Origin of the sequence: Levilactobacillus suantsaiihabitans (genome assembly GCF_004745505.1) — a bacterium.
GTDB lineage: Bacteria > Bacillota > Bacilli > Lactobacillales > Lactobacillaceae > Levilactobacillus > Levilactobacillus suantsaiihabitans.
This window is the reverse complement of sequence record NZ_RKLX01000007.1, coordinates 1-23,909: the sequence shown is the minus strand read 5'-3', so window position 1 is coordinate 23,909 and position 23,909 is coordinate 1. Positions and strand designations below refer to the sequence as shown.

Below are 23,909 nucleotides of genomic sequence, written 5' to 3'. Positions count from 1 at the left end.
CTTTTTCTTAAGGAATTTTGGCCAATAAAAGAGACCAGCGCGGGTGAGGTGCTGGTCTCAGAGCTGTCAGTTAAAGATTGGCTAAATCGTAGTTGGCACGTGGCCCACCGACGTACTTGGGCCGTGATCGTAGTGCGGTGACGTGGGCGCCTCCCAGTTCGGTGTAGGTTGGCCGAACGGGAACCTGGACGAATTTGACGTGCATCCCGATGGCTGTGTCACCGATGTCTAAGCCAGCCGCAGCCGTCACGTGCTCGACTTCAACGGGATCATCGAACTGCTTGAAGGCGGCGATAGAGCAGGCGCCACCGGCGTGTAGGGCGGGCACCACGGTGACGATTTCTAAATCACGTTGCTGGGCCACCGCGCGTTCGACGACCAGGCTGCGGTTGATGTGCTCACATCCCTGTACGGCCAGGTTGATGCCGAGAGGGTCGAGCTGGTGCTTCAGCGTTTTAATGACCAGTTCGCCCACGGTCAAATCGGAGTTCTTGCCGATGTGGCCGCCAACGATTTCGCTGGTGGAGCACCCCAAAACGAAGAGGTCACCGCGGTGGAGCTGGGCGGTCGTGAGAATATTTTGAATATCTGTAGTCAATTCTTTGGTAAATTCAACAGTGTCAATGGATAGCATAATGAGCGTCCTTTCTTAAGTTAAATGTGGTACGAGTTTGCGCAGGCTGCTGACCATCGCGGTCGTGACCGCCATGCCAAAGCCGACCTGCAGGCAATTGCCAAACACGGAGGCCAGGCCAGCAGGCCAGCCAAAGAGTAAAGCGGTCGCCAGAAAATAGCCAGCCACCATGATGGCGCTTCCAATTAGGAGCGGGCCCAAATAGGTTTTGAGTGTCGGTCGTTGTTGCGAGGCGAGTAGGCCCACGACCAGTCCTTGGGTGCCATGAATCAAGAGCGAGAATAGGCACCAAACGGGATACCCCGTGATGATGTCAATCAGAAAGCCACTCCCCCCGCCAACGATGGCACCCACTTTGGGACCCAATAAGATGGCGCTGGTGTAGATGCCGACCTCACATAAGGTCACGAACCCATTGGTAGCGGGAACGGGGATGACAACAAGGATGGATAAGGCGACGGTCATCGCGGTCAAAATGGCGGCGAGAATGTCTTGCTTGAGGTGGGTGTGCGTCATGAGTGAGCCTCCTTTTGGCGATAGGCGCCTTGCCAAACGCTACCGAGTTGTGAACTGATGGGAACCCCAGCTTGGATACCCAAGTAGACAAATCGCGTGGCCAATTGGACGGCATCAACCAGCGAATAGTCGCGCGCTAGCAAAGCAGTAATAGCAGCAGAAAACGTACAGCCGGCACCATCGGTCGTGGTGACCGCCAGCTTCGGGGTGTCAAACCAATACGCGTCAGACTCGGTCAACAGGTAATTGTAAGCCGTGTCGCCAGGGAAGCGACTGCCACATTTGATGACGACGTTGGGGCAGCCGAGGGCTTGGATTTTTTGGGCGGCTTGTTGGACGTCAGTAGTGCTACTAATGGAGGTTACACCACTTAGGATACAAGCCTCTGCTAAATTAGGCGTCGTGAGAAAACCGAGGGGAAGTAAACGTTCTTTTAGTGACGTAACATAATCGCGATTAGTAGTTGTGTTAGCTTCTTTGAATGATAATACAGGATCAATGACTAACTTAGTTCTATAATCAGATAGCTGCTCGACAGTAGCATACAGGTTAGCAGAATTGCCCAGAAGGCCGGTTTTGATAAAATCAATAGAAATAGTTGTTAGGACTGATTTTAATTGTTCAGTAACTAGATCAGCAGATAAGTTGTGTTGATTAAACTGTGTTTGAGTGACATTTACAATACTGGTTAGGACACTGAGACCAAAGACATCGAGTTCTTCGAAAGTCTTAAGATCTGCTTGAATACCACCACCGGCAAGACTGTCAGAACCAGCTACTGTAAGAACGTTTTGCAATAGAGACACCTCCTTATAGAAAGCAAAAGTATCTTTAATTAATATTGATTATTCATTGATAATTGTTGCTTAAATGTGTTCATAGTGAGTGAATCTTGAAACGCGCCATCGACATTATACCAGATGATTAAGCTGTTTCAGGATAAATTTTGACGGAGGATCTACTTAGAAAAGATACTTGATAGTGTAGATATTTATCCCAAAATGGATGAGTAGGTGGGTAAAAAAGTAGAGTCTAACAGGGTTAATCGGCAATTAACAGTCGTAGACCATTGAGCAGAATTAGTAAAAATGGATGAATAAAAAGTTTTTTAGACTTGCAATTTGAAATTGTTCATGATAGAGTGTAGCCAACATCAAAAAACGAATAAGAAATCTTTCAAACGAAGTAGTAGCTCATCTGGGTGTACAGAGAATTGGCGGTTGGTGCAAGCCATGCAGGGTGAGTTTAACGAAATACGGAAGTTGTTTCTTCGGGGTATCTCCACGTTATTGGAGATTAAAGTGTAGAGGCTAATGGTCTCTGAAGCTGGGTGGTACCGCGCGATAGGCGTCCCTTCTATTTTTGTATAGAAAGGACGCCTTTTTTGGTGTTAAAAAAATATTTGGAGGTATTTGGATGATGAAAAACAGTAATGCAGGATTATTAGATAGCCGGTTACACTGCCCGAAGTGTGGAGACATTGTATTTAAGAAGTTGCCGGGGTCAACACGAGTTGAATGTACGAATTGTGGCCACCAAATGGCGAAAGTTGAAAAGTAAAGGTTAAACTCAAAAAAGCGAGGAGATAATTTTATGAAAAATGAAAACTTAGGCCTAACTGATGATCGGTTGCATTGCGCAGAGTGTGGAGATATTGTCTTTAAAAAGGTTCCAGGTGAAGCGGTATTGGAGTGCGTAAACTGTGGGCATCGTGTGGATGAATTACAGAAGCTAATTCATTAAGAAAATAATGTGTCTAGTCGGTTAAAAATCATAAGAATACGAGGAGGAATGGGTATGCAGGAAGCAGAACAAACAGAAGCATTCGAAGAAAAACATCCAATGCATGCGAAATTAATTAGCTTGATAGTATCGCTAGTATTCTTATCGCCATTAGTACTAGTCTTAGTGAAAAATAATTGGGGGCCAATGGGTATTGTACCATTAGCGATCATTGTGCTTTCAATTTTGGCTAGTATTGCTGGTGTTTGGCGAATCAGTTGTCAATTAGTGACGGTTATTAGAGAGGGTGGGGATAGTGACTTCCGTGAAAGATAGCGATTATAATTATATAATGCGAAATTTGACGTCATGTGGCACAATTCCATATGGCGTTTTTGTTTGGTATTAATTAAACTTAGCAGTAGGTTGATATTGTACATAAATGTATATTGGCCAAATTTATACATCCTAGGAGGAATAGAGAATGATTGATTTGAGAGACAGAGATATTATGTCTTCGTTGGAAGCGGCTAAAAGGTGGATGAAGGCAAACGATTATGTTCGTCAGGTTTATCGAAAAACACCTGAAAAATTTCCGGCGGGGACCATTCGTAAATTTGGAAAACAGTTAGTGGTAACTCGGAAAGGAATGGAGGTAGTGACAGGCGAAACGGAAATCGAAGCAAAACAATTTGCAAATATTCGAAATAATCCGAATACACGTGACCTCTAATGAGATAAATATTTTTAGGAGTCCGCCAATATAATTTATTTTGTAGTGAACGCACCTATGCGGACTTGACAACGCTTTCACGGTTAGCTATCTTTTGGTTGTTTAAGTGTGATTGGTTTTTGGACCTTCACGCGCCAAAAATTTTAGGTACTTTGTGAAAGGGGAACAAGCTAATGAATATCATTGATGAGTTAACTTGGCGTGGTGCAATCAATCAGCAAACAGATGCTGAAGGGTTGAAAAAATTGACTACGGATAAGAAAATTTCGCTGTACTGCGGGGTTGATCCTACTGGAGACAGTATGCATATCGGCCATTTGATTCCGTTCATGATGATGAAGCGGTTTGAATTGGCAGGTCATCATCCATATATTTTAATTGGTGGTGCGACGGGTAGTATCGGGGATCCAAGTGGCCGGAAGACTGAGCGGCAATTGCAAACGATGGACAAAGTTCGGCATAACGTCAAAGCTTTATCCAAGCAGATGCAACGGTTGTTTGGCGGTGATTCAAACGTTACCATGGTCAATAATTATGACTGGTTATCTAAAATCTCTTTGCTAGATTTCTTGAGAGATTACGGTAAGCTGGTAAATATCAATTCGATGTTGGCTAAAGATATTGTGGCCAGTCGGTTGGATACAGGGATTTCATTTACAGAATTCACGTATCAAATTCTACAGTCAGTTGACTTCTTGACACTACACAATCAGCACAACATCCAGTTGCAGATTGGTGGGGCTGATCAGTGGGGCAACATTACTGCCGGAATTGACTTGATTCACAAGATCAAAGGTTCTGACGAAGAGGTTTATGGACTGACAATTCCTTTGATGCTGAAGGCCGATGGCACAAAGTTTGGTAAGACTGCCGGTGGCGCCATCTGGCTCGATGCAGAAAAGACTTCGCCATATGAGTTCTACCAATTCTGGCTTAATCAGGATGATCGCGATGTTATTCGCTACCTGAAATTCTTCACGTTCTTGGGTAAGGATGAAATCCATAGCTTAGAGGAAAGTGTTGCCAATGAACCAGGAAAACGGTTGGCTCAACGCCGATTAGCTGAGGAAGTTACCCGTTTTGTTCATGGGGAAGAGGCATTGGAATCAGCTCAACATATTTCAGAAATCCTGTTTGCTGGTGATATTCAGAAGCTTACGTTGACTGAAGTTCAGGAAGCTTTTGAAAAGGTGCCTAACGTTTCAATTAGCGCCAAGCCAGAAAACATCGTTACTTTGTTGGCAGATACAACGGATATTGAGCCTTCGCGCCGTCAAGCACGTGAAGATGTTGAGAATGGTGCGATTACTGTCAACGGCAAACGGATTACAGATACCAAGATAGATTTGAATCCTAAGGATAATTTCTCAGGCAAGTTCATGGTCATTCGTCGTGGCAAGAAGAACTACTTCTTAGCCAAAGTGGAAAATTAGAAGTAAATTAATTTTTTATAATGAAATACCCGATAGCGGGTCCAATAATATATATTGGACCCGCTTTTTGTTTCTGAGCATCTGCTAATAAACCGTTATCGGGAGTCTACTTGTTCTAATTTTAACAAAAGACCCTTTACAGGGTATTTGTGAAAGCGTATTCTTTTGGGTGAACAAAGATAAGTAAATCTGTAGGAGGTAAGTGACATGGAAAAATCAACAAACTCACTTAAGGATTTAGATTTAAATGCATTATTTATTGGCGACAAAGCTGAGAATGGGCAATTATACAAAGATATTCTAAATAATTTAGTTGACGAACATTTAGGTTGGCGGAAAAATTACATTCCATCCGACCCGAACATGATTAGTCCAGAAGATCAATCTTCACCAGAATTTGAAAAGACCGTCAATCACATGAAGACAGTGTTGAATCAACTTTCTGAACGTATTCGGACGGAATCAGTTCCTTGGCATTCAGCTGGTCGCTACTGGGGCCACATGAACTCCGAAACCTTGATGCCTGCCTTGCTAGCTTACAACTACGCAATGCTGTGGAACGGGAACAACGTTGCGTACGAATCATCACCAGCTACTTCGCAGATGGAAGAAGAAGTTGGTCAAGAATTCGCACGGTTGATGGGTTATGACTACGGCTGGGGCCATATCGTAGCTGATGGTTCATTAGCTAACTTAGAAGGTCTCTGGTATGCCCGTAACATTAAGTCATTACCATTTGCCATGAAGGAAGTTAACCCAGAATTGGTTGCTGGCAAGTCTGATTGGGAAATGCTCAACATGCCAACCAAGCAAATTATGGACTTACTCGAAAATGCGGGTACTGAAATTGATGAAGTCAAGAAGCGTTCAGCTCGTAGCGGTAAGAACTTACAGAAGTTAGGCAAGTGGTTAGTTCCTCAAACCAAGCATTATTCTTGGATGAAAGCTGCCGATATTATCGGAATTGGGTTAGATCAAGTCGTTCCTGTTCCAATTGATAGCAACTACCGGATGGATATTACCGCTTTGGAAGACATCATTCGTAAGTTTGCTGCTGAAAAGACGCCAATTCTCGGGGTTGTTGGGGTTGCTGGTTCAACTGAAGAAGGTGCTGTAGATGGCATTGATAAGATTGTTGAACTGCGGAAGAAGCTGTACAAAGAAGAAGGCATTTACTTCTATCTTCACGTTGACGCTGCATATGGTGGTTATGCTCGGGCACTGTTCTTGGATGAAAACGATAAGTTCATTCCATACAAAGATTTACAACGGGTTCATGCCGAAAACCATGTCTTCACAGAAGATAAAGAATTAATCAAACCTGAAGTTTATGCTGCGTATAAGGCCTTTGACGAAGCAGAATCCATTACTATCGATCCACATAAGATGGGTTATGTACCATACTCAGCCGGTGGGATTGTAATCCAAGATATTCGGATGAGAGATACGATTTCCTACTTCGCAACCTATGTTTTTGAAAAGGGTGCTGACATTCCTGCATTGTTAGGTGCATACATCCTCGAAGGCTCAAAAGCGGGTGCCACTGCTGCCTCAGTATGGGCCGCACATCACACATTACCACTGAACGTAACTGGTTATGGTAAGTTGGAAGGTGCCTCTGTTGAAGGTGCTCACCGCTACTATGACTTCCTGAAAGACTTGAAGTTTGAAGTTGCAGGAAGAAAGATTTCCGTACACCCACTAGTATCACCAGACTTCAACATGGTTGACTACGTCTTGAAAGAAGACGGAAACGACAACTTGGTTGAAATGAACCAATTAAACCACGCATTTTACGAACAAGCTTCATATGTTAAGGGCTCACTCTATGGTAAGGAATACATTGTATCTCACACTGACTTTGCAATTCCTGACTACGGAGACAGTCCATTGGAATTTGTTAAGAGCTTAGGCTTCAGTGAAGCTGAATGGCGTCGTGCTGAAAAGGTTACGATCATTCGTGCCTCAGTTATGACTCCATACATGAACAAGAAAGAGAACTTCGACTACTTCGCACCAGAGATCAAGAAGGCTATTCAAGCCGACCTGGAAAAGGTGTATGAATCAGCTAAGCAACGGGAAAACGCTTAGTGCATAAATGCATATTATTGTAGGTCATTAGGGGTAATGACCTACTGCTATTATTAACGTTTATATTTATTTTTTGAAGGGAAGCGCGAACATGGATAATCAGGCTAAAAAACTTAGTCTTGGCACATTTATTGGGATGACCATGGCCCTATGTGCTACTGTACGTTCAATTCCTTCAGTTGCTGCGACTGGGTGGACACAGATTACCTATATGGTATTTGCCGTTGTATTCTTCGCTCTGCCAGTTGCCTTGATTTCCGGTGAATTGGGAACCATGATGCAAGCTGAAGGTGGTCCGCAACTATGGGTTAAGTCGGCATTAGGTGAAAAGTGGGGATTCGTAACCGCTTGGCTACTTTGGGTTCAAATATTCCCAGGGATGGTAATGGTTGCTTCGACCATTGGCCCACTGTGGGGAAATGTCTTTGGTAACGTAGCCTTGGGGAACAACCACTGGTTTATTTTGGCTAATATTTTAGGCTTCTATTGGATCATTACGGTCCTGAATTTACGATTCGATATGGCTAAAGTTGGGGGCAACATCGGGGTTTGGCTCGGTGTTTACATTCCAATTGTCATTATGCTAATCATGGGGATTGCTGCAATGATTAAGACAGGGATTAACCCCAACGGGTACTTAGGGACCTTTACCTGGAGTAAGTTAATGCCAAGTCTAGATAATTTGCAAACGTTACAGTACTTTGCAGCCATTTCCTTTGTTTACACCGGTTTGGAAATGTCATCAGTCTTTATTCCACGGCTACATGATGCCAAGAAGACGTACACGCGTGGGATCTTCGTTGCCTTGATTGGGTTGGTTCTGATGAACCTGATTAACTCAGTTCTTGTTGCCAACGTTGTGCCAGATGGCAAGATTCAATTATCAAACATCACGCAACCAATCGTTCTTTGGTGCCAAATCTTAGGTTGGCCACCAATCATTGCTAACATCTTTAGTTTCATGGTGGTTATTGGTGTGTTAATTCAATTGTCAGCTTGGGTTACTGGCCCATCCAAGACAATGACGCAAGTAGCTCGTGCAGGTCAATTACCTGCCAGCTTCGGATTCCACAAGACGAACAAGTTCGGGGTTTCCCGGAATGTTGTTTTGACCCAGAGTACTTGTATTTCACTCTTCGCCCTGTTGTATGGGGTTATGAAGAACGTTAATGGTGTGTTCTTAACCTTAACGAACGCAACGACTGTTATTTATGCTTTGGTTTACGTTTTGATTGCGATTGCGATTATCCGTTTACGTCAAACGCAGCCGGATGTAGAACGTCCTTATCGTTTAGGTAAAACGGGTAATGGTTTAGCCTACTTTGTGGCGTTCCTGTTGTTCTTCGGAATCTTCGTTATCATTGCTGCAACACTGATTGCAAGTAACTTGATGCAAGCAATCTTTGTTGTCATCATTACAGCGGTTCTATTCATCATCCCGTTGGTAATTGATAAAAATAAAAATGCCGAATGGATTCAACAAGTTAACACGGATTTAGCACTCGACAAATAAAAACTTTGACTTGGTGAGAAGGGCTTACTTGTTGGTAAGTCCTTTTTACTTTAAGGGGTGTGACTACTATGGAAGAAAAAAAGAAACCGGAAATACATTTCTCGTTGATTGAGTCGATGATCATCATGGTAATTATGTTCGTGATTTTAGGAACTATGATTATCGGAATGAGGATGTCGCCCCAAATTCCAATTTTATTTGTTTTTACCTTGTTAATGTTCTATGGGCATTTCAGAAAGGTCTCATGGGAAGACATCTTCAATGGGATTACAGAAGGAATCACTCCTGGGATAATTCCCGTTTTAATCTTTCTGATGATTGGCTTGTTGGTATCTAGTTGGTTAGCCTCCGGAACAATTGCAACAATTATGGTCATTGGTTTCAAGATACTTTCAGTTAAGTTTTTTCTGCCAACTGTTTTCATTATTTGTGGAATTGTTGGTATCACAGTAGGGAGTTCTTTTACGACGGTATCTACCATGGGGATTGCTTTCATGGGGATTGGTCACATTTTGGGATTTTCAAACGCTTTAACGGCAGGGGCAATTGTTTCCGGTGCTCTGCTGGGTAACAATCTTTCCCCATTATCAGATACGTCTAACCTTACGACAGGACTAACCAAAGTTAACCTGTATAAGCATCTATTTAATATGGCACGAACGATTGCACCATCTGCCATAATTGCTTTAGCGCTTTACTTCGTTATGGGCAATGCCTCCCATACAGCTGACCTTAGTCGGATTAATGAAATTTCAAATAGTCTGGAACACTCCTTTGCCGTTTCAGGCTGGTCGTTACTGCCGATTTTGGTTTTGCTGTTACTGGCTTGGCGACAAGTTCCGGCGATTCCATCACTGTTATTGGGAACTATTACGGCATTGATTTTAGTCATTGTTCGTGATCCTGCGTATGGTGTTACTCGTATCAGCGCACTGCTGATGAACGGTAATATTGCTAAGACGCCTTCACATACCGTCAATGAATTGATGACGGGTGGTGGAATTACCAATATGTTAGGTTCTGTTTCGTTAATTATTGTTGCACTGGCATTAGGCGGTTTATTGATAAAGTTTGGCGTCGTGCACACGTTGATTGACAGTATTAAGCCATACGTAAATAGTCCAGGAAAGCTGATTTTGTTCACGGAAATGAGTGGTGCAGGCGTTAACTTAATGGTAGGAGAACAGTACCTATCCATTATCTTGCCAGGAACCACCTTTAAGTCTTCCTATGATCGCTTGGGATTAGATCGTAAGTATCTGTCGCGAACACTGGCTACTGGTGGAGCGGATATTAATGCGTTGGTTCCCTGGGGAGTGAGTGGGATATTCTTCTCGGGTACACTGAATGTAGATGCTCTTCAGTACATTCCAATGGCATTCTACACCTACATTAATCCGATTATGACGGTTCTTGCAGGGTTTACGTTTGTGACTTGGCGTTATAGAAAAAATTTAGCGAAAGCGGGTAGTGTTCAAGCTTTAATCCAAGATTCAGGTGAGATGGATGAGGAGGATAAGGCTAAAGCGTTAAAGGCTTTACCAATTAAGTAACTTAATAAAGGAGAATCTGTAGTTTGGTGAATACTACGGGTTCTCCTTTTTTTGCGTAGGAACGGATGGGTAAAGGCGCTTGTGAATGAGTAATCAATCTACTTCACGGATGATTGAATGAATGCAGAAAATACAGTAAAAATCGTAAAAAACACTGACGTACCGGGATGGTGATCCTTTGTTTCGTGAAAATCTATAGTAAAGCTAGAATCGGTTGTGAATTATTTAAAATCGCGTTCTATCAGCCCTACGCCCCCAACCAATGAAACATGTTTCACCAAATGAAACGAGAAACACCCCAGGAACGCGGGTGTCAGGATCCTTGAAAACGCTTCCCAAACCTGCATATTTCTTTTATGCTAAGCACGTAATCAATTGATACGAACTACACAAATAAACTTATAGAGGGGTAATTGACATGACTAAACGTGATTTTATCGATACCAACACTTACACGAAGGACGAAATCCAATACATGATCGAATTGGGGATCAAGATTAAGGAATCCATCAAGAATGGGTATTACCCACCACTGTTGAAGAACAAGACCTTGGGCATGATCTTCGAACAATCCTCCACGCGGACCCGGACCTCTGCTGAAGCAGCCATGACTGAATTAGGTGGCCACGCACAATACTTGGCTCCCGGTCAAATTCAATTAGGTGGTCACGAATCCATCGAAGATACCTCACAAGTTCTCGGCCGGATCTTAGACATTATCGGTGCCCGGGTTGAACGCCACCACACCGTCGCTGAAGTTGGGAAATTTGCCAAGGTGCCAGTGGTTAACTTCATGAGTGACTACAACCACCCAACGCAAGAACTTGGGGACATCATTACCATGACGGAACACTTACCAAAGGGCAAAAAGCTCAGCGATTGCAAGATTGTCTTCGTCGGTGACGCCACGCAAGTTTGTGTCTCAACCATGTTCATGGCTACCAAGATGGGGATGGACTTCGTACAATTTGGCCCTAAAGGCTTCCAAATCAAGCCTGAAACTCTGGCTATTGGTAAGAAGAATGCTGAAGTCTCCGGTGGGTCTGTCTTAGTTACCGAAGATGCTGACGAAGCCTTGAAGGATGCCGACTTTATCTACACCGACGTTTGGTACGGTTTGTACGAAGCCGAATTATCCAAGGATGACCGGATGAAGATCTTCTACCCGAAGTACCAAGTCAATGCTGACTTAGTTGCCAAGGCCTCCGATCACGTGAAGTTCATGCACTGCTTGCCAGCTACCCGGGGCGAAGAAGTCACCGACGAAGTCATCGACTCCGATTACTCCATCGTTTGGGATGAAGCTGAAAACCGCAAGACGGCGATGCGGGCGATCTTCGTTTACCTGTTGAACCCAGAATTAAAGTACGCATCTAAGGCCGTTGCTGACAAGTACGATGCTGAATTTGAACTGATGCTGCGGAACGCCGTTGACGAACGGAATGCGAAATAACCCGTTTTTCAGCTTAAGATCCGCCCGGCACCAAACGATCGCGGACTAGAGGAGATAGGATCATGGACACTAACAAGAAAAAATTTAAATTATTCGATGCCGTCCTGATGGCGGTCGTCGTGGTAATGGTCGTCGAGTCAGTTGCGCCCGCAGCTGCTATTGGACCCTCCCAGTTCTTCTGGTGGTTCTTCTTACTGATTTTGTTCTTTATCCCATACGGTTTGATTTCTTCCGAATTGGGAACGACTTACACCGGTGATGGGGGCCTGTATGACTGGGTCAAACAAGCCTTTGGTCCCCGCTGGGGCGGCCGGTTAGCCTGGTTGTACTGGATCAACTACCCGTTATGGATGGCCAGTTTGGCGGTGTTATTCGTTCAAATTGCCGAACAGATCTTTAAGTTCAAAATGAACACCTGGGGCTCGATCCTCATTCAACTCGCCTTCGTTTGGTTTGTCGTGTTAGTTGGGAATAAACCAGTTTCTGAGAGTAAATGGATCATGAACCTGGCGGCATTTGCCAAAATCGTGACGATCCTGGCCCTAGGTGGCCTAGGTATTTACGTGGCTGCGACGCGTGGGGTGGCGAACAGCTTCACCGTCCACAGTCTCTTGCCACAAATGAATCTCTCAGGTTTAAGCAATTTATCTGTCATCATCTTCAACTTCCTCGGGTTTGAAGTCGTTGCGACAATGGCTGACGACATGGACAACCCTAAGAAACAGATTCCCCAAGCCATCATCATTGGTGGTATCCTGATTGCCGTTTCCTACCTGTTAGGGGCTTTCGGGATGGGGGCCGCCATTCCAACGGACAAATTGTCCGCTTCCAGCGGCTTGATTGACAGCTTTGTCCTGTTGATTGGTCACATGAACTGGTTTGTCGTTTTGATTGGGATCTTCTTCCTGTACATCTTAGTTTCTGAAATGATTTCCTGGGCACTGGGTGTTAACTACGTGGCAGATTACGCCGGTAAGGATCACGTTTTGCCGAAAATCTTTGGTAAAGAAGATGCCAAGGGGATGCCAGTCGGTACCGGCTACCTGAACGGGGTTGTCGCTTCCATTCTGGTCATTGCCAGTCCATTTATTCCGAACCAAGATATTTTCTGGGCGTTCTTCTCGCTAAACGTGGTAGCATTATTACTGTCTTACACTATGATGTTCCCCGCATTCTGGGAATTACGGCGCAAAAATCCTGATGCTGATCGGCCATTTAAGATTCCTGGTGGCAAGGTCATGGTCAACCTAATGACCTGGGTTCCCGAAGTCTTACTGATTTTGACGATCATCTTCTCGGTCTTCCCAATGAATTCATCCGCCGCAGAAGTTTCGGCTAAGATGCCCGTTTTGATTGGGACCATCTTAACGCTGGTGATTGGCGAAATCGTGGTGCGGTATGCAGAACACCACGCCCCTCAAGCGACAAATAGTGAATCTAGTGAATCGATTAAAGCACATAACTAATTTTAAATAAGGAGCTGAACCTATTATGAAGACTTTAGATAGTACCCCTAAACAAGATGGTTACCGGATGCCCGGTGAATTTGAACCGCACAAGGGTGTTTACATCCTGTGGCCTCAACGTCCAGACAACTGGCGTAACGGTGGGAAGCCAGCCCAAAAGACCTTCGTTGAAGTGGCCAAAGCCATTTCGCAATTCGAACACGTGACGGTTGGTGTGAATGACGATCAATTTGCCAACGCCCGCAACATGTTGCCTGACGATGTGGAAGTCGTAGAAATGTCTAACGACGACTCCTGGATCCGTGACTGTGGCGCAACCTTTGTCAAGAACGACAAGGGTGGCCTGCGGGGCGTCGACTGGACGTTCAATTCATGGGGTGGTTTGGTCGATGGCCTCTACTTCCCTTGGGACAAGGACGACCGGGTCGCTCAAAAGATGACGGAACTGGAACACGTCGATCGGTACCGGTTAGATGATTTCATTTTGGAAGGCGGTTCCATTCACGTCGATGGTGAAGGGACGCTGATCACCACCGAAGAATGCCTCTTATCCGATGGCCGGAATTCACAACTGTCCAAGGAACAGATCGAAGAGGTTCTGAAGGAACACCTGAACTTAAAGAAGGTTATCTGGTTGAAGCGCGGGATCTACCTGGACGAAACCAACGGCCACGTGGACAACATCGCCAACTTCGTCAAGCCAGGGGTCGTTGCCTTGGCTTGGACCGATGACAAAAATGATCCGCAATACGAAATCTCCAAGGAAAACTTGGATATCTTGGAAAACGCTACGGATGCTAAGGGCCGGAAACTCAAGGTTGTTAAGCTCTACTTGCCAAAGCCAATCACCATTACCAAGGAAGAAAGCGAAGGCGTTGACGCCGTTGATGGCACGTTGCCACGGACCGAAGGCGAACGCTTAGCTGCTAGCTACGTGAACTACTACACGGCTAATGGTGGAATCGTCTTCCCACTGTTCGGTGACCCAGCCGACGAAAAGGCCAAAGCAACGCTGGAAGAACTTTACCCAGACCGCAAAGTTGTGGGCGTTCCCGCTCGTGAAGTCTTACTCGGTGGCGGTAATATCCACTGCATTACGCAACAAGTTCCTGAAGCTTAATCGGGAATGGAAAAGTGAGCGAAACCAGCTGCTCTTTGGCACACGTTTCGACTATTTAAAGGTGACACGCGAGGGCCTGGGATGTTTGTCCCGGACCCTTTGCTGTTAAAAAATAGGGAGTGAATTCATCATGACAAAACGTAAAATTGTAGTTGCTTTAGGCGGAAACGCCATCCTAGCTGACGATGCTTCGGCCGCTGCCCAACAGGCGGCTTTGGCTGACACCGCTAAGTCACTGGTTCAATTCGTGAAGCAGGGGGATCAACTGATCATTTCCCACGGCAACGGGCCGCAAGTCGGCAACCTCTTGTTGCAACAGGCGGCTGGGAGTACCGCGAAGAACCCAGCCATGCCATTGGATACGGCCGTGGCCATGACGCAAGGTAGCATCGGCTATTGGCTCGAAAACGCCATGGATAAGGCCTTGGCGGACGAAGGGTTGACTAAGGACGTGGCCACTGTGGTCACCCAGGTTGAAGTGGCCCCCGATGACCCAGCCTTCACGGATCCCAGCAAGCCAATCGGACCGTTCTACACGGAAGCAGAAGTGGCTGCCGAAAAGCAAGCCCATCCCGACAATGTCTACGTGGAAGATGCTGGCCGGGGCTACCGCCGCGTAGTCGCTTCACCGAAACCCATCAACGTGAAGGAAGCGGCAGTCGTGAATGCCTTGGTTGATGCCGACGTCATTCCAGTCTCCGTTGGGGGTGGCGGCGTGCCGGTCGTTCGGGAAGGCCACCAATTAGTCGGCCGTGAAGCCGTTATCGACAAGGACTTTGCTTCTGAAAAACTGGCCGAACTGGTTCACGCCGATCTCTTGATTATTTTGACGGCGGTTGATCACGTTTTCGTGAACTTCAACCAACCCGATCAAAAGCAATTGACGGACGTGACGTCTGCAGAACTGAACCAGTACATTCAAGAAAACCAATTTGCGAAGGGCAGCATGCTGCCGAAGATCCAAGCGGCCTTAGACTTCGTCAACAACCGGCCGGATGGCAAGGTTGTGATTACGTCGTTGGCAAACGTGGGTGATTTCCTGGAGAACGGTTCAGGTACGATCATTCGCAAGTAAATGGCTTCAGAGAGAGTGAGACCAAAGGCGATTAGCCAGCGAGCATTAAGGCTGCTAACCGAATAATCCTGGGCTTGGATTGTTTGGTTAGCAGTTTTAAGCAGAACCGGCTGCCTGTTGGCGCACGTTTCAGCTGTATAAAAGTGATGCGAACGAGCCTGGGAGTTTTTGTCCCAGGCTCGGTTGTACATAGGAAAAATAACGGGTATGATCGGTTAGACTAGTGTCGGATGACGGGAGTCACTGAGTGGCAAATACGGCCTGATTTCTGGGGATGCCTACAACATAAATTATAAAATAAGCGGAGTGAGTCGAATGAGATTAGCACAAACGCCGGCAGCGGATGGCTTTCGAATGCCGGGAGAATTTGAAGATCAAGCAGCGAGTTACATGATTTGGCCGGAGCGACCGGATAATTGGCGTGAAGGGGGAAAACCAGCTCAGAAGGCCTTTGCTCGGTTGGCCGAAACGATTGCGCGCTTTGAACCCGTGACCATGCTGGTGAATCAGGACCAATACGCCCATGCCCGTGCCCAACTGTCACCGGCAGTCCGCGTGGTGGAGATGAGTAGTAATGATTCCTGGATGAAGGATTGCGGCCCCTTCTACGTGGTTAATGATGCCGGTGAGATCCGTGCGGTGGACTTTCAGTTCAATGCCTGGGGTGGCCTGTTGGACGGCTTGTATTTCCCTTGGGACAAGGACAATCAAATCGCTCAGAAAGTCGCCGACCTGCAGGGATTCCCAGTCTATCAAGTTGACAAGGTCTTAGAAGGTTGTGCCATTCACGTTGATGGCCAAGGTACCTTGATTGCGACCGAAAGCGTGGTGCTGTCGGAAGGCCGGAATCCGGGGGGATTGACCAAGGCCGATGCCGAGCAGATTTTTCACGACTACCTGGGCGTGACCAAGACGATTTGGCTGCCGGAGGGGTATTTCATGGATGAAACCAATGGTGACATTGATAATATGGTGAACTTTGTGGCCCCGGGTGAGTTGGTGTTGACCTGGACGGATGATGAGACCGACCCGCAACACGAAATCAGCGCGCAAGCTTACGACATCTTGGCCGCAGCCACGGATGCCCGGGGACGGCACTTCAAGATTCACAAGCTCCAGACGCCGCGTATCTTAAAACTAACAGCAGAAGAAGCCAATGGTGTGGATCCCATCAACGGCATGTTGCCGCGAATCGCTGGCCAGCGGTTAACGGCCAGTTACGTCAGCTACATCACGACCAATCAGGCCATCTTGATGCCGACCTTTGATGATCCGCAAGATGCGGTGGCCCAACAGCAATTAGCAAAATTATACCCAGACCGGCAAATCGTCCCCGTGCCCGCCACGGAAATCTTGACGGGTGGTGGCAATATTCACACGATTGCGGCCGGTGTTCCGGGACGACAAGGGGGCAACTAGCGATGAACTTTTTTGAAATCGTCAATGCACACCTGAGTGAGCTGACCGCCAATGAGCAGAAGCTATTTGACTACGTCGTCAAGAATATGGATCAAATCAAGAATCAAAGCATTCGCGAGGTGGCGTCGGCGACTTACGTATCGACGGCCACGTTCTTGCGATTTGTGAAGAAACTGGGTTTCTCAGGGTTCAGTGAGTTCACCACGGTGATCAAGTTTACGTTGATCAACCGTCAGGAATCCGAACAGCAAACGCCATTTGTCGTGAAGCAAACGGATTACCGGGAAGAATACCTGAAAAATATCAGTGAGTCGGTCCGGGTCATGCAGCCAGATCGCTTGCATCAGGTGGTGGAGCGGTTAGCGACTCACCCGGACGTCTTCTTCTTTGCCAAGGGCGTCAGTAAGCATGCGGTTGAATACATCGACTACCTATACAGCATGGCTGGCTTTAGAACCCACTATCCCAAGGATCACGACTTTCGCCGCCAGGCTCTAAGTCAGGTCGATGGGGAGTCGCTAGTCTTCATCTTGACCTATGAAGGCTCCGACGGTGAGATGCTCGATATCATGAGTCGACTGGTTGACCAACAGCCTAAGCCACTGTTGGTCTCAGTCACCGAACCCGATAACAACACGATTCAAAATTTGAGCGATGTTAACTTTTACATCTTCACGGACGGCGTCACAGTCAATGGCACCGACATTAGTTCACGGATTTCGACGATTTCGGTGATGGAACTAATTCTGTATCAATATGTTGAGGACTACGGTGGCCGGGATTTTCATTTTCAGCGGCGTGAAGAGTAGCTTTACAACTGAAAGTTGAAGGTGAAATTAGCACGCTGATTACCGTAATGATGGTGTTCTGATACCTAAAATTGATGAAATCAGGTCCCTGCGTCAGCCAGGGTTCCACCTGCTCTGGGGAATAGCAGGCGGCCGTGTCATTTTCAGTAGCCGGACCGCCAGGATTTGCTTTTTTCAGCAGAATTTCTCTATAATAGACGATGAACACTTCAAGATAGGGGAATGAAAGTAATGGAACAATCAGATTCAACTGCCCAATCGTTGACGCCGGCAGAATTCCTGACGCCGCAACGATTGGCTTCATTATCGGCTAATCAGCAGAAATACGCTGCCGACATTTTGGCGGACGTTTTGCACGTTCGGGAAACGGTCAATATGGCTCAGGGAGATTGGACGCCGCAACAGGTGGCCGCGACCTTGGCCGCCTTGCCAACGATGGTTGATCAGCCGCACCTGTATTTTGTGGCGGTTGTTCCGGTGCTGACGGCCTATTTCAAGGCCCAGCAGCTCCCTAACCTCGCCGCGTTGACGGCTGCGTTGAAGACGGCGCGGCCGACGCTGGTCGAAAAACACGCGGATGCGGCCAGCGAACAAACGGCCTATGAGGGCGTCGTTGCCCAGGTTGAGCAGTGGGTCCAAGCCATGACCGACCAAGCTGACGTGGCCAATTTGTCGCAACAAGATTTGCAAAACTTTGTGACCATCGTGCACACGACCGCGGAGCTCATGATCACTGGCAAGGGCAAGCAGCCCCAGGACTGGGATGTGGCCACGTTGAGCGAAATCATGTTTGGACCGTTCACCCACTTGCTGGATGAGGCCGACCGAGTGCCGGCGTTGTTTAATTTGGTCCCCTTTGCCCTGACCACCTTGTTCGAATACCTGGACACGCAACGAGCCTTGCCAGCGGCCGCCGACCTGGAGAAGTGGGTCAGTGAACACCACACCGCGTTGGTCACCATGTACGACCCCAAGTTGGAGAGCTTTTTCGAAGACTTGACCAAGGCCATGCAAGCGGAAAACATCGACACCACCGATACCAAGGCCGTCGATACCTTCACGCAAGCCTACCTGCGGGCGCACCCCACGACCAGTCGGGAACTCTTCACGACCGACCGACAGCTCACGCACAAAAAGCACATCAAACAGATCAAGTACAGCCAAAAGAAGCGGCGGAAACGGCGCCGGAAATAGGCTAGAACCATTGTCACTCTGCGGCTCATGATATTAGGATTAGTTGCTGACCGCGTCATAACGGGAACTGGCCGCCTACCGTTTACCAAAAAAGAGATTGACCCTCTTCCATCACTGGAAGCAGGTCAATCTCTTTTTTTATGACTTATTTTTCATCCGCCAAACCAGCAATCACGTCTTCGGCCACGACTGGGTCGGAGGCGTAGGGGGTGTCGACCCCGTTGATCTTCTGGTAGGCGTCTTCACCCTTGCCGGCGAGGACGACCAGGTCGTCGTTCGTGGCAGTGGTGATGGCGTGGCGAATGGCATCTTCGCGTTTGGGAATGATGGTCGTGGTGACCTTATCGTGGTCAATGTGACTGTCGATTTCCTGGGCGATGGCGATGGGGTCCTCGTGACCCGGATCGTCCGTCGTGAGAAACGCGGTGTCCGCAAATTGGTTGAGCGCCTTGGCAAAGCCTTCACGCCGGTCTTCGCCCTTATCACCGGTACTGCCGAGGACGGCGGTCACGTGGTGGTCGGGAAATTGAGTGTGCAAGAAGCTGAGTAGCGCGTTCATGCTGCCCCAATCGTGGGCGTAGTCGATGTAGATCGTGCCGTGATGCTTGGTGGTGATCGATTCCATCCGTCCAGGGATCGTGGTGTTGGCTAAACCGTACTGCATGTCGGCCACCTGAGCGCCGGCCAAGCGACTGGCCAAGATGGCCGCCGTGGCATTGCTTTGGTTGAAGTCACCAGGCACGGCCACGTGGTAGTGCGCCGCTAAGTCCTGCAGCGCCGGATTGGTGGCGTGAACCGTCAAATCAAATTCACTGTCCGTCAACGTGGCGGTGCTATTTCCAATCGACAGGGTCGCGTTGGGGTTAACCCCGTACGTGAAGATGTGTTCGGGGTCGGTCGAGACCTTGGCCGCGGCGTAGACCTCATCGAAGTGGTCCATGTCAGCGTCAATGATACAATTGCGCGAATTGATCATCAGCTGCATTTTGCAGAAGAGGTAGTTCGCGAAATTCGGGTGTTCGTTGACCCCAATGTGGTCGGGCGAAATGTTGAGGAAGAGACCCACGTCAAACGTCAACCCGTACACGCGGTCCAGCAGGTAGGCCTGTGAGGCGACTTCCATGACCAGCACCTTGGCGCCGTTATCGACGGCCTGGCGCATCTCGTGGAAGATATCAAAGGATTCCGCCGTTGTCAGATGGGCCTTGAACTGATCCTGGGGCTTCGGGCCGATGATGTGGTTGATCGTCGAGAACATGGCGACCTGTTTGGGAAAGGCGTGGGCCAAGATATTCGTGGTCAAATACGTCGAGGTCGTTTTCCCCTTGGTTCCGGTGTAGCCAATGACGAAGAGGTCATTTTGTGGGAAACCAAAGTAGAGTTGTGCGGCCAATGACAAGGCCTTGCGCACATCCTTGACCAAGATGACGGGCGTGTCCACGTGGTAATCCTGTTCAGCCAGGTAGCAGGTGGCGCCGTTTTGAATCGCTGACGTCAAATAGTCGACTGAGAAATTAAAGCCTTTGCAGACGAAGAGACCGTTGGCGCTGACCTGACGGGAATCGTAGGCCAAAGACGCGAAATCCGTGTCGTCTGATGGTAGCGTCGTGCTGCGAAACAAGTCGTGCTCCTGCAGTAACGCGATCAACTGATTTGCTTTCATTTCGTTGCCTCTTTTCGTGCTTAGTCGTTCGGTCGCATGGTTGGGAATAGCATGACGTCACGGATGGAAGCGGCGTCGGTTAAGAGCATCGTCATCCGATCGATCCCGATACCCAGACCACCAGTAGGCGGCATCCCGTATTCCATGGCTTCGACGTAATCTGTATCGATCCCGTGAGCTTCTTCGTTACCCGCTTCACGTTCAGCGTCTTGGGCTTCGAACCGTTGCTTTTGATCGATTGGGTCGTTTAATTCCGTAAAGGCGTTCCCGTATTCGTTGCCGTCGATGTATAGTTCGAACCGGTCAGTGAACCGAGGATCCTTCGGGTTCTTCTTGGCCAGTGGTGAAATTTCAACCGGGTGACCGTAAATGAAGGTTGGGTTAACCAACGTGTCTTGAACCTTTTCTTCGAAGAAGGCGTTGATGATGTGACCGACCTTCCAGTAAGGTTCCACGTGGATGCCGTTGTCGGCGGCTAATTTCTTCGCGTCGTCGTCAGACATTGGTTGCCAGAAATCGATCCCGGTAACTTCCTTGACGGCGTCGACCATGTGTACTCGCTTGAATTCAGAGTCCAAGTCGATGTCCTTGCCTTGGTAAGTCACTTGGCCAGAACCGTTGACCTTGTTGGCCACGAACCGGAAGATATTTTCCGTCAGATCCATGACGTCGGTGTAGTCTGCGTAAGCCGTGTAGACTTCGACCATGTTGAATTCAGGGTTGTGCCGTAAGTCGGTCCCTTCGTTCCGGAAGTCCTTGCCCAATTCGTAGACCTTTTCCATGCCCCCCACGATCAGACGCTTTAAGTAAAGTTCCGTCGCGATCCGCAGGTACAAAGGAATGTCAAAGGCGTTGGAGTGAGTCACGAATGGCCGCGCTTCAGCACCACCGGCTTCCGTTTGCAATACAGGGGTGTCGACTTCCAGGTAGCCTTGGTTATCCAGGTATTCGCGGATAGCCTTCTTGACTTGTGTGACCTTGAGGAAGCGATCAAAGCTGTCGCGGTTAGCAATTAAGTCCAGGTAACGTTGACGGTAGATCGTTTCGGGGTTGGTCAACCCGTGGTATTTGTCAGGTAATGGCCGTAAAGCCTTAGATAAGAATTCGAAATCAGTGAAACGCAGGGTGAGGGCACCGGTGTTGGTCTTGATGACGTAGCCCTTAGCACCGATGAAGTCCCCTAAGTCGAGGGTCTTGTATAAGGCGTACTTGTCTTCGCCCAGTTCGTCTTGGCGGGCGTACCCCTGGACGACACCAGTTCTGTCGAGCAAATCGATAAAGCCGGCCTTGCCGCTGCCGCGCTTACCGGTAATCCGACCCGCAACAGCAACATAATGTTTGTCTTCCATCAGCTCTTCTTTATCGTACTTATCGTATTTCTCGACAAGTGACTTACTGTTGTCAGTTCGATCGAAGCGGTGACCGAAAGGCGCGATGCCCTGTTCTTGTAAACTATTCATTTTATCCCGACGGACCTGCATCTGATCGTTCAGATCGGCCGGCGTGGCATTATTATTTTTGCTGTTACCCATGTTGTGTCCTCCTATTAAGTATTGATTCAAAGTGACAATGAATCCAGACCTCCCTTAAATTTAGTTGATTTCGACCGAATAAGCAAGCCATAAAGCGGAAACAGCCGAATGAAGGCGTTTTCAACAAAGATCACCAGTTAGTTAGCCCAACAAAATCCAAAATTTGTCCAACTTGTTTTTGAAATTCCCTTTCGACACCCCCGGTAAGCATGATAGACTTAGCACAATATCTGCAGAAAAGGGGGCAGCAACGTCATGGTACAACTCATCCGAAAAATGTGGCCATTACTGGTGCTGGGATTCTTGGTGAATACGGCCTACAGCGTGATGTGGCCGCTAACCACCATTTATTTACATGGTGACTTACATCTGGACCTAGTCCAAAGTGGCCTGATCCTGGCGGCCTATTCCGGGTGCAACGTGTTGGGTGGCTACCTGGGTGGCGTCTTGACCGACCGGTACTCAGCTCGGCGAGTCGGGGTTGGCATGTTAGTCGGCCTGATTTTAGACGCGGGCGCTGGGTTCTTTTGGAACGGCCTGATCGGGTATCCCATTGTGTTGGTGATCTTCGGGTTACTGACCGGGGGCATGCTGACGCTGATCACGGCGATGACCGCTCAGCTAAGTCACTTGGATGGCCGGCTGTTTAATCTACTCTATATCTTCATTAATGTGGGCCTGGTCGTGGGGACCGCCAGCATCGGGGTCTTGTATCATGGCAGCTTACGACCGATTTTTACGTTACTACTGGGCTGCTACGTGCTCGCCGCTGTCTTATGGGCGGGGCACGCCCGTCACTTTGAGCAACAAGTCAGCCACCAAACGGTGTACGAAACGGCGGCCAAGCCATCAGTAGCATCAGCAACGCCGAAGCGTTTGTCGCGCCTCCAACTGGTGGTCATTCTCCTGAGCCTGGTCTTCATGTGGGTGACGTACGCCCAATGGATGAGCAACGTGTCGGTCTACATTCAAAATGAAGGGTTGGGAATCAAACTCTACAGTACCCTGTGGGTCTACAATGGTGTGCTGCTGATTGTCGTGCAAGCGTTGATGGCCAAGTTCGGTCGCAGCAAGGGTCTCCCTTGGCAAATCTTGGTCGGTTTAGTCGCCATCGGTAGCTCGTTTCTTCTATTAACTAACCACTCAGGTGTCGTCATCTTATTTGTGGCGATGACGCTATTGACGATTGGCGAGGCCATCTACGTCCCGGGGGTCCCGGCCCTGATCAATTTGTATACGGTCGGCAACGAGGGTAAGTATCAGGGACTCGTCAATGCCTTTTCTTCCTTAGGTAAAGCCTTGGGCCCAGTCATTGGCGGGGTAGTCATCGCGCAATTCAGTTCATTTCCGATGCTATTTTGGTTATGTGCCGTGGTCGACGGGCTGATTGCCGCTGGTTTTCTGGTGGGCGTCATCGCCGGATTACAAAAAGAATAATATATGATGCGAACCATCTCCAGGCGTGTCCTGGCAAAACGGCCGGTTAACTCGGCCGTTTTTTGTATTTTCACGGCGACCATTCGGCTTTGAAAATAATTTTCATTTTCTGCTATTTTTAGTTGACGGTCGGGGTTGTGGTTGGTATAGTTATATATGTTGTCACGGCGATTCACCAACTAGACCAATTCGATGAGTTGAAAATAGTTGTTGACAAAGATGATGACAAAATGTTATATTAATTAAGTTGTCGCTTCTTGATAACGCATCAACGAGAAACGTTGTTAAATCAAACTTCTTGTTGACATCATATCGGTTAAATGATATGATGATTAAGTTGTCTGTTAGAGCAGATGACTTGGTAGACCTTTGAAAACTGAACATTGTTTCGACAAACCAAATATGTGTAGGGCGGTTTGATACTTGATATCAAACCCAAACAATATTTGCGAAGTCAATTCGCTTTTAAAAATGTAACAACAATCGATGAGCTATTCAAGCACATCATCTTTAAGATGAGAGTTTGATCCTGGCTCAGGACGAACG

General features: G+C 47.7%; 20 protein-coding genes. 15 read left to right on the top strand and 5 right to left on the bottom strand.

Annotation, left to right across the window (positions count from 1 at the left end; translation table 11 throughout):
- Positions 1-70: 70 nt before the first annotated feature.
- The 3 genes from EGT51_RS05455 to thiD are packed head-to-tail and all read right to left on the bottom strand — an operon-like array spanning position 71 to position 1,947.
- Positions 71-634 (bottom strand): TIGR01440 family protein, encoded by a 564-nt coding sequence (locus EGT51_RS05455; protein ID WP_135367756.1) that lies wholly within the window; start codon positions 632-634, stop codon positions 71-73.
- 15 nt (positions 635-649) lie between these two features.
- Positions 650-1,150, bottom strand: a complete 501-nt coding sequence (locus tag EGT51_RS05450) for an ECF transporter S component (RefSeq protein WP_135367755.1) — start codon at positions 1,148-1,150, stop codon at positions 650-652.
- The gene (gene thiD, locus EGT51_RS05445; protein ID WP_135367754.1) at positions 1,147-1,947 is read right to left on the bottom strand and encodes a bifunctional hydroxymethylpyrimidine kinase/phosphomethylpyrimidine kinase; all 801 of its coding nucleotides are present in this window, start codon (positions 1,945-1,947) and stop codon (positions 1,147-1,149) included. Before thiD ends, EGT51_RS05450 begins: the two co-directional genes overlap by 4 nt.
- 796 nt (positions 1,948-2,743) lie before the next feature.
- Between thiD and EGT51_RS12920 the strand changes: the two genes are divergently transcribed.
- The 14 genes from EGT51_RS12920 (at position 2,744) to EGT51_RS05380 (ending at position 18,731) form a co-directional block, all read left to right on the top strand.
- Positions 2,744-2,893, top strand: a complete 150-nt coding sequence (locus EGT51_RS12920) for a hypothetical protein (RefSeq protein ID WP_167850146.1) — start codon at positions 2,744-2,746, stop codon at positions 2,891-2,893.
- Positions 2,894-2,947: 54 nt separating this feature from the next.
- On the top strand, positions 2,948-3,208 hold the full coding sequence (locus EGT51_RS05440; protein WP_135367753.1) for a hypothetical protein: 261 nt from the start codon (positions 2,948-2,950) through the stop codon (positions 3,206-3,208).
- Positions 3,209-3,356: 148 nt separating this feature from the next.
- Positions 3,357-3,605, top strand: a complete 249-nt coding sequence (locus EGT51_RS05435) for a helix-turn-helix domain-containing protein (protein ID WP_135367752.1) — start codon at positions 3,357-3,359, stop codon at positions 3,603-3,605.
- 173 nt (positions 3,606-3,778) lie between these two features.
- On the top strand, positions 3,779-5,038 hold the full coding sequence (tyrS, locus tag EGT51_RS05430; RefSeq protein ID WP_135367751.1) for a tyrosine--tRNA ligase: 1,260 nt from the start codon (positions 3,779-3,781) through the stop codon (positions 5,036-5,038).
- A 207-nt stretch (positions 5,039-5,245) separates the two neighbouring features.
- Positions 5,246-7,129, top strand: coding sequence for a tyrosine decarboxylase (tdc, locus tag EGT51_RS05425; protein WP_135367750.1), 1,884 nt, complete (start codon positions 5,246-5,248; stop codon positions 7,127-7,129).
- A 91-nt stretch (positions 7,130-7,220) separates the two neighbouring features.
- Positions 7,221-8,642 carry a tyrosine-tyramine antiporter gene (tyrP, locus tag EGT51_RS05420; protein WP_135367749.1) on the top strand — a complete coding sequence of 474 codons (1,422 nt, stop codon included), beginning with the start codon at positions 7,221-7,223 and terminating at the stop codon, positions 8,640-8,642.
- Positions 8,643-8,710: 68 nt separating this feature from the next.
- Positions 8,711-10,195, top strand: a complete 1,485-nt coding sequence (locus EGT51_RS05415) for a Na+/H+ antiporter NhaC family protein (protein ID WP_135367748.1) — start codon at positions 8,711-8,713, stop codon at positions 10,193-10,195.
- A gap of 418 nt (positions 10,196-10,613) precedes the next feature.
- Positions 10,614-11,648 (top strand): putrescine carbamoyltransferase, encoded by a 1,035-nt coding sequence (gene ptcA, locus EGT51_RS05410; RefSeq protein ID WP_125574764.1) that lies wholly within the window; start codon positions 10,614-10,616, stop codon positions 11,646-11,648.
- Positions 11,649-11,710: 62 nt separating this feature from the next.
- Positions 11,711-13,114, top strand: a complete 1,404-nt coding sequence (locus tag EGT51_RS05405; protein WP_135367747.1) for an APC family permease — start codon at positions 11,711-11,713, stop codon at positions 13,112-13,114.
- A 25-nt stretch (positions 13,115-13,139) separates the two neighbouring features.
- Positions 13,140-14,234 (top strand): agmatine deiminase, encoded by a 1,095-nt coding sequence (gene aguA / locus EGT51_RS05400; RefSeq protein ID WP_135367746.1) that lies wholly within the window; start codon positions 13,140-13,142, stop codon positions 14,232-14,234.
- 130 nt (positions 14,235-14,364) lie between these two features.
- A complete protein-coding gene (arcC, locus tag EGT51_RS05395; protein ID WP_135367745.1) occupies positions 14,365-15,309 on the top strand; it encodes a carbamate kinase in 945 nt (314 codons plus the stop codon).
- Positions 15,310-15,624: 315 nt separating this feature from the next.
- The gene (gene aguA / locus EGT51_RS05390) at positions 15,625-16,728 is read left to right on the top strand and encodes an agmatine deiminase (RefSeq protein ID WP_135367744.1); all 1,104 of its coding nucleotides are present in this window, start codon (positions 15,625-15,627) and stop codon (positions 16,726-16,728) included.
- 2 nt (positions 16,729-16,730) lie between these two features.
- On the top strand, positions 16,731-17,537 hold the full coding sequence (locus tag EGT51_RS05385) for a MurR/RpiR family transcriptional regulator (RefSeq protein WP_135367743.1): 807 nt from the start codon (positions 16,731-16,733) through the stop codon (positions 17,535-17,537).
- 231 nt (positions 17,538-17,768) lie between these two features.
- Positions 17,769-18,731, top strand: a complete 963-nt coding sequence (locus tag EGT51_RS05380) for a hypothetical protein (RefSeq protein WP_135367742.1) — start codon at positions 17,769-17,771, stop codon at positions 18,729-18,731.
- A 145-nt stretch (positions 18,732-18,876) separates the two neighbouring features.
- On the opposite strand, the gene EGT51_RS05375 is transcribed toward EGT51_RS05380, so the two are convergent.
- Positions 18,877-20,394: a UDP-N-acetylmuramoyl-L-alanyl-D-glutamate--2,6-diaminopimelate ligase gene (locus EGT51_RS05375; RefSeq protein WP_135367741.1), complete on the bottom strand. Its 1,518-nt coding sequence runs from the start codon at positions 20,392-20,394 to the stop codon at positions 18,877-18,879.
- 20 nt (positions 20,395-20,414) lie between these two features.
- Complete coding sequence (gene lysS / locus EGT51_RS05370; protein WP_135367740.1) at positions 20,415-21,926, bottom strand: lysine--tRNA ligase; 1,512 nt, start codon at positions 21,924-21,926, stop codon at positions 20,415-20,417.
- 255 nt (positions 21,927-22,181) lie between these two features.
- Between lysS and EGT51_RS05365 the strand changes: the two genes are divergently transcribed.
- Entirely contained in the window at positions 22,182-23,363 is a 1,182-nt protein-coding gene (locus EGT51_RS05365; RefSeq protein WP_135367739.1) for an MFS transporter, read from the top strand.
- Positions 23,364-23,909 lie beyond the last annotated feature (546 nt).

What these genes read in the sequence shown, in the direction of transcription:
- EGT51_RS05450 (WP_135367755.1), bottom strand. Translation starts at nt 1,150, where the DNA reads ATGACGCACACCCACCTCAAGCAAGACATTCTCGCCGCCATTTTGACC.
- ptcA (WP_125574764.1), top strand. Translation starts at nt 10,614, where the DNA reads ATGACTAAACGTGATTTTATCGATACCAACACTTACACGAAGGACGAA.
- EGT51_RS05435 (WP_135367752.1), top strand. Translation starts at nt 3,357, where the DNA reads ATGATTGATTTGAGAGACAGAGATATTATGTCTTCGTTGGAAGCGGCT.
- aguA (WP_135367744.1), top strand. Translation starts at nt 15,625, where the DNA reads ATGAGATTAGCACAAACGCCGGCAGCGGATGGCTTTCGAATGCCGGGA.
- EGT51_RS12920 (WP_167850146.1), top strand. Translation starts at nt 2,744, where the DNA reads ATGAAAAATGAAAACTTAGGCCTAACTGATGATCGGTTGCATTGCGCA.
- EGT51_RS05405 (WP_135367747.1), top strand. Translation starts at nt 11,711, where the DNA reads ATGGACACTAACAAGAAAAAATTTAAATTATTCGATGCCGTCCTGATG.
- lysS (WP_135367740.1), bottom strand. Translation starts at nt 21,926, where the DNA reads ATGGGTAACAGCAAAAATAATAATGCCACGCCGGCCGATCTGAACGAT.
- arcC (WP_135367745.1), top strand. Translation starts at nt 14,365, where the DNA reads ATGACAAAACGTAAAATTGTAGTTGCTTTAGGCGGAAACGCCATCCTA.
- EGT51_RS05440 (WP_135367753.1), top strand. Translation starts at nt 2,948, where the DNA reads ATGCAGGAAGCAGAACAAACAGAAGCATTCGAAGAAAAACATCCAATG.
- EGT51_RS05385 (WP_135367743.1), top strand. Translation starts at nt 16,731, where the DNA reads ATGAACTTTTTTGAAATCGTCAATGCACACCTGAGTGAGCTGACCGCC.
- tdc (WP_135367750.1), top strand. Translation starts at nt 5,246, where the DNA reads ATGGAAAAATCAACAAACTCACTTAAGGATTTAGATTTAAATGCATTA.
- EGT51_RS05455 (WP_135367756.1), bottom strand. Translation starts at nt 634, where the DNA reads ATGCTATCCATTGACACTGTTGAATTTACCAAAGAATTGACTACAGAT.
- tyrP (WP_135367749.1), top strand. Translation starts at nt 7,221, where the DNA reads ATGGATAATCAGGCTAAAAAACTTAGTCTTGGCACATTTATTGGGATG.
- EGT51_RS05375 (WP_135367741.1), bottom strand. Translation starts at nt 20,394, where the DNA reads ATGAAAGCAAATCAGTTGATCGCGTTACTGCAGGAGCACGACTTGTTT.
- EGT51_RS05365 (WP_135367739.1), top strand. Translation starts at nt 22,182, where the DNA reads ATGGTACAACTCATCCGAAAAATGTGGCCATTACTGGTGCTGGGATTC.
- tyrS (WP_135367751.1), top strand. Translation starts at nt 3,779, where the DNA reads ATGAATATCATTGATGAGTTAACTTGGCGTGGTGCAATCAATCAGCAA.
- aguA (WP_135367746.1), top strand. Translation starts at nt 13,140, where the DNA reads ATGAAGACTTTAGATAGTACCCCTAAACAAGATGGTTACCGGATGCCC.
- EGT51_RS05415 (WP_135367748.1), top strand. Translation starts at nt 8,711, where the DNA reads ATGGAAGAAAAAAAGAAACCGGAAATACATTTCTCGTTGATTGAGTCG.
- EGT51_RS05380 (WP_135367742.1), top strand. Translation starts at nt 17,769, where the DNA reads ATGGAACAATCAGATTCAACTGCCCAATCGTTGACGCCGGCAGAATTC.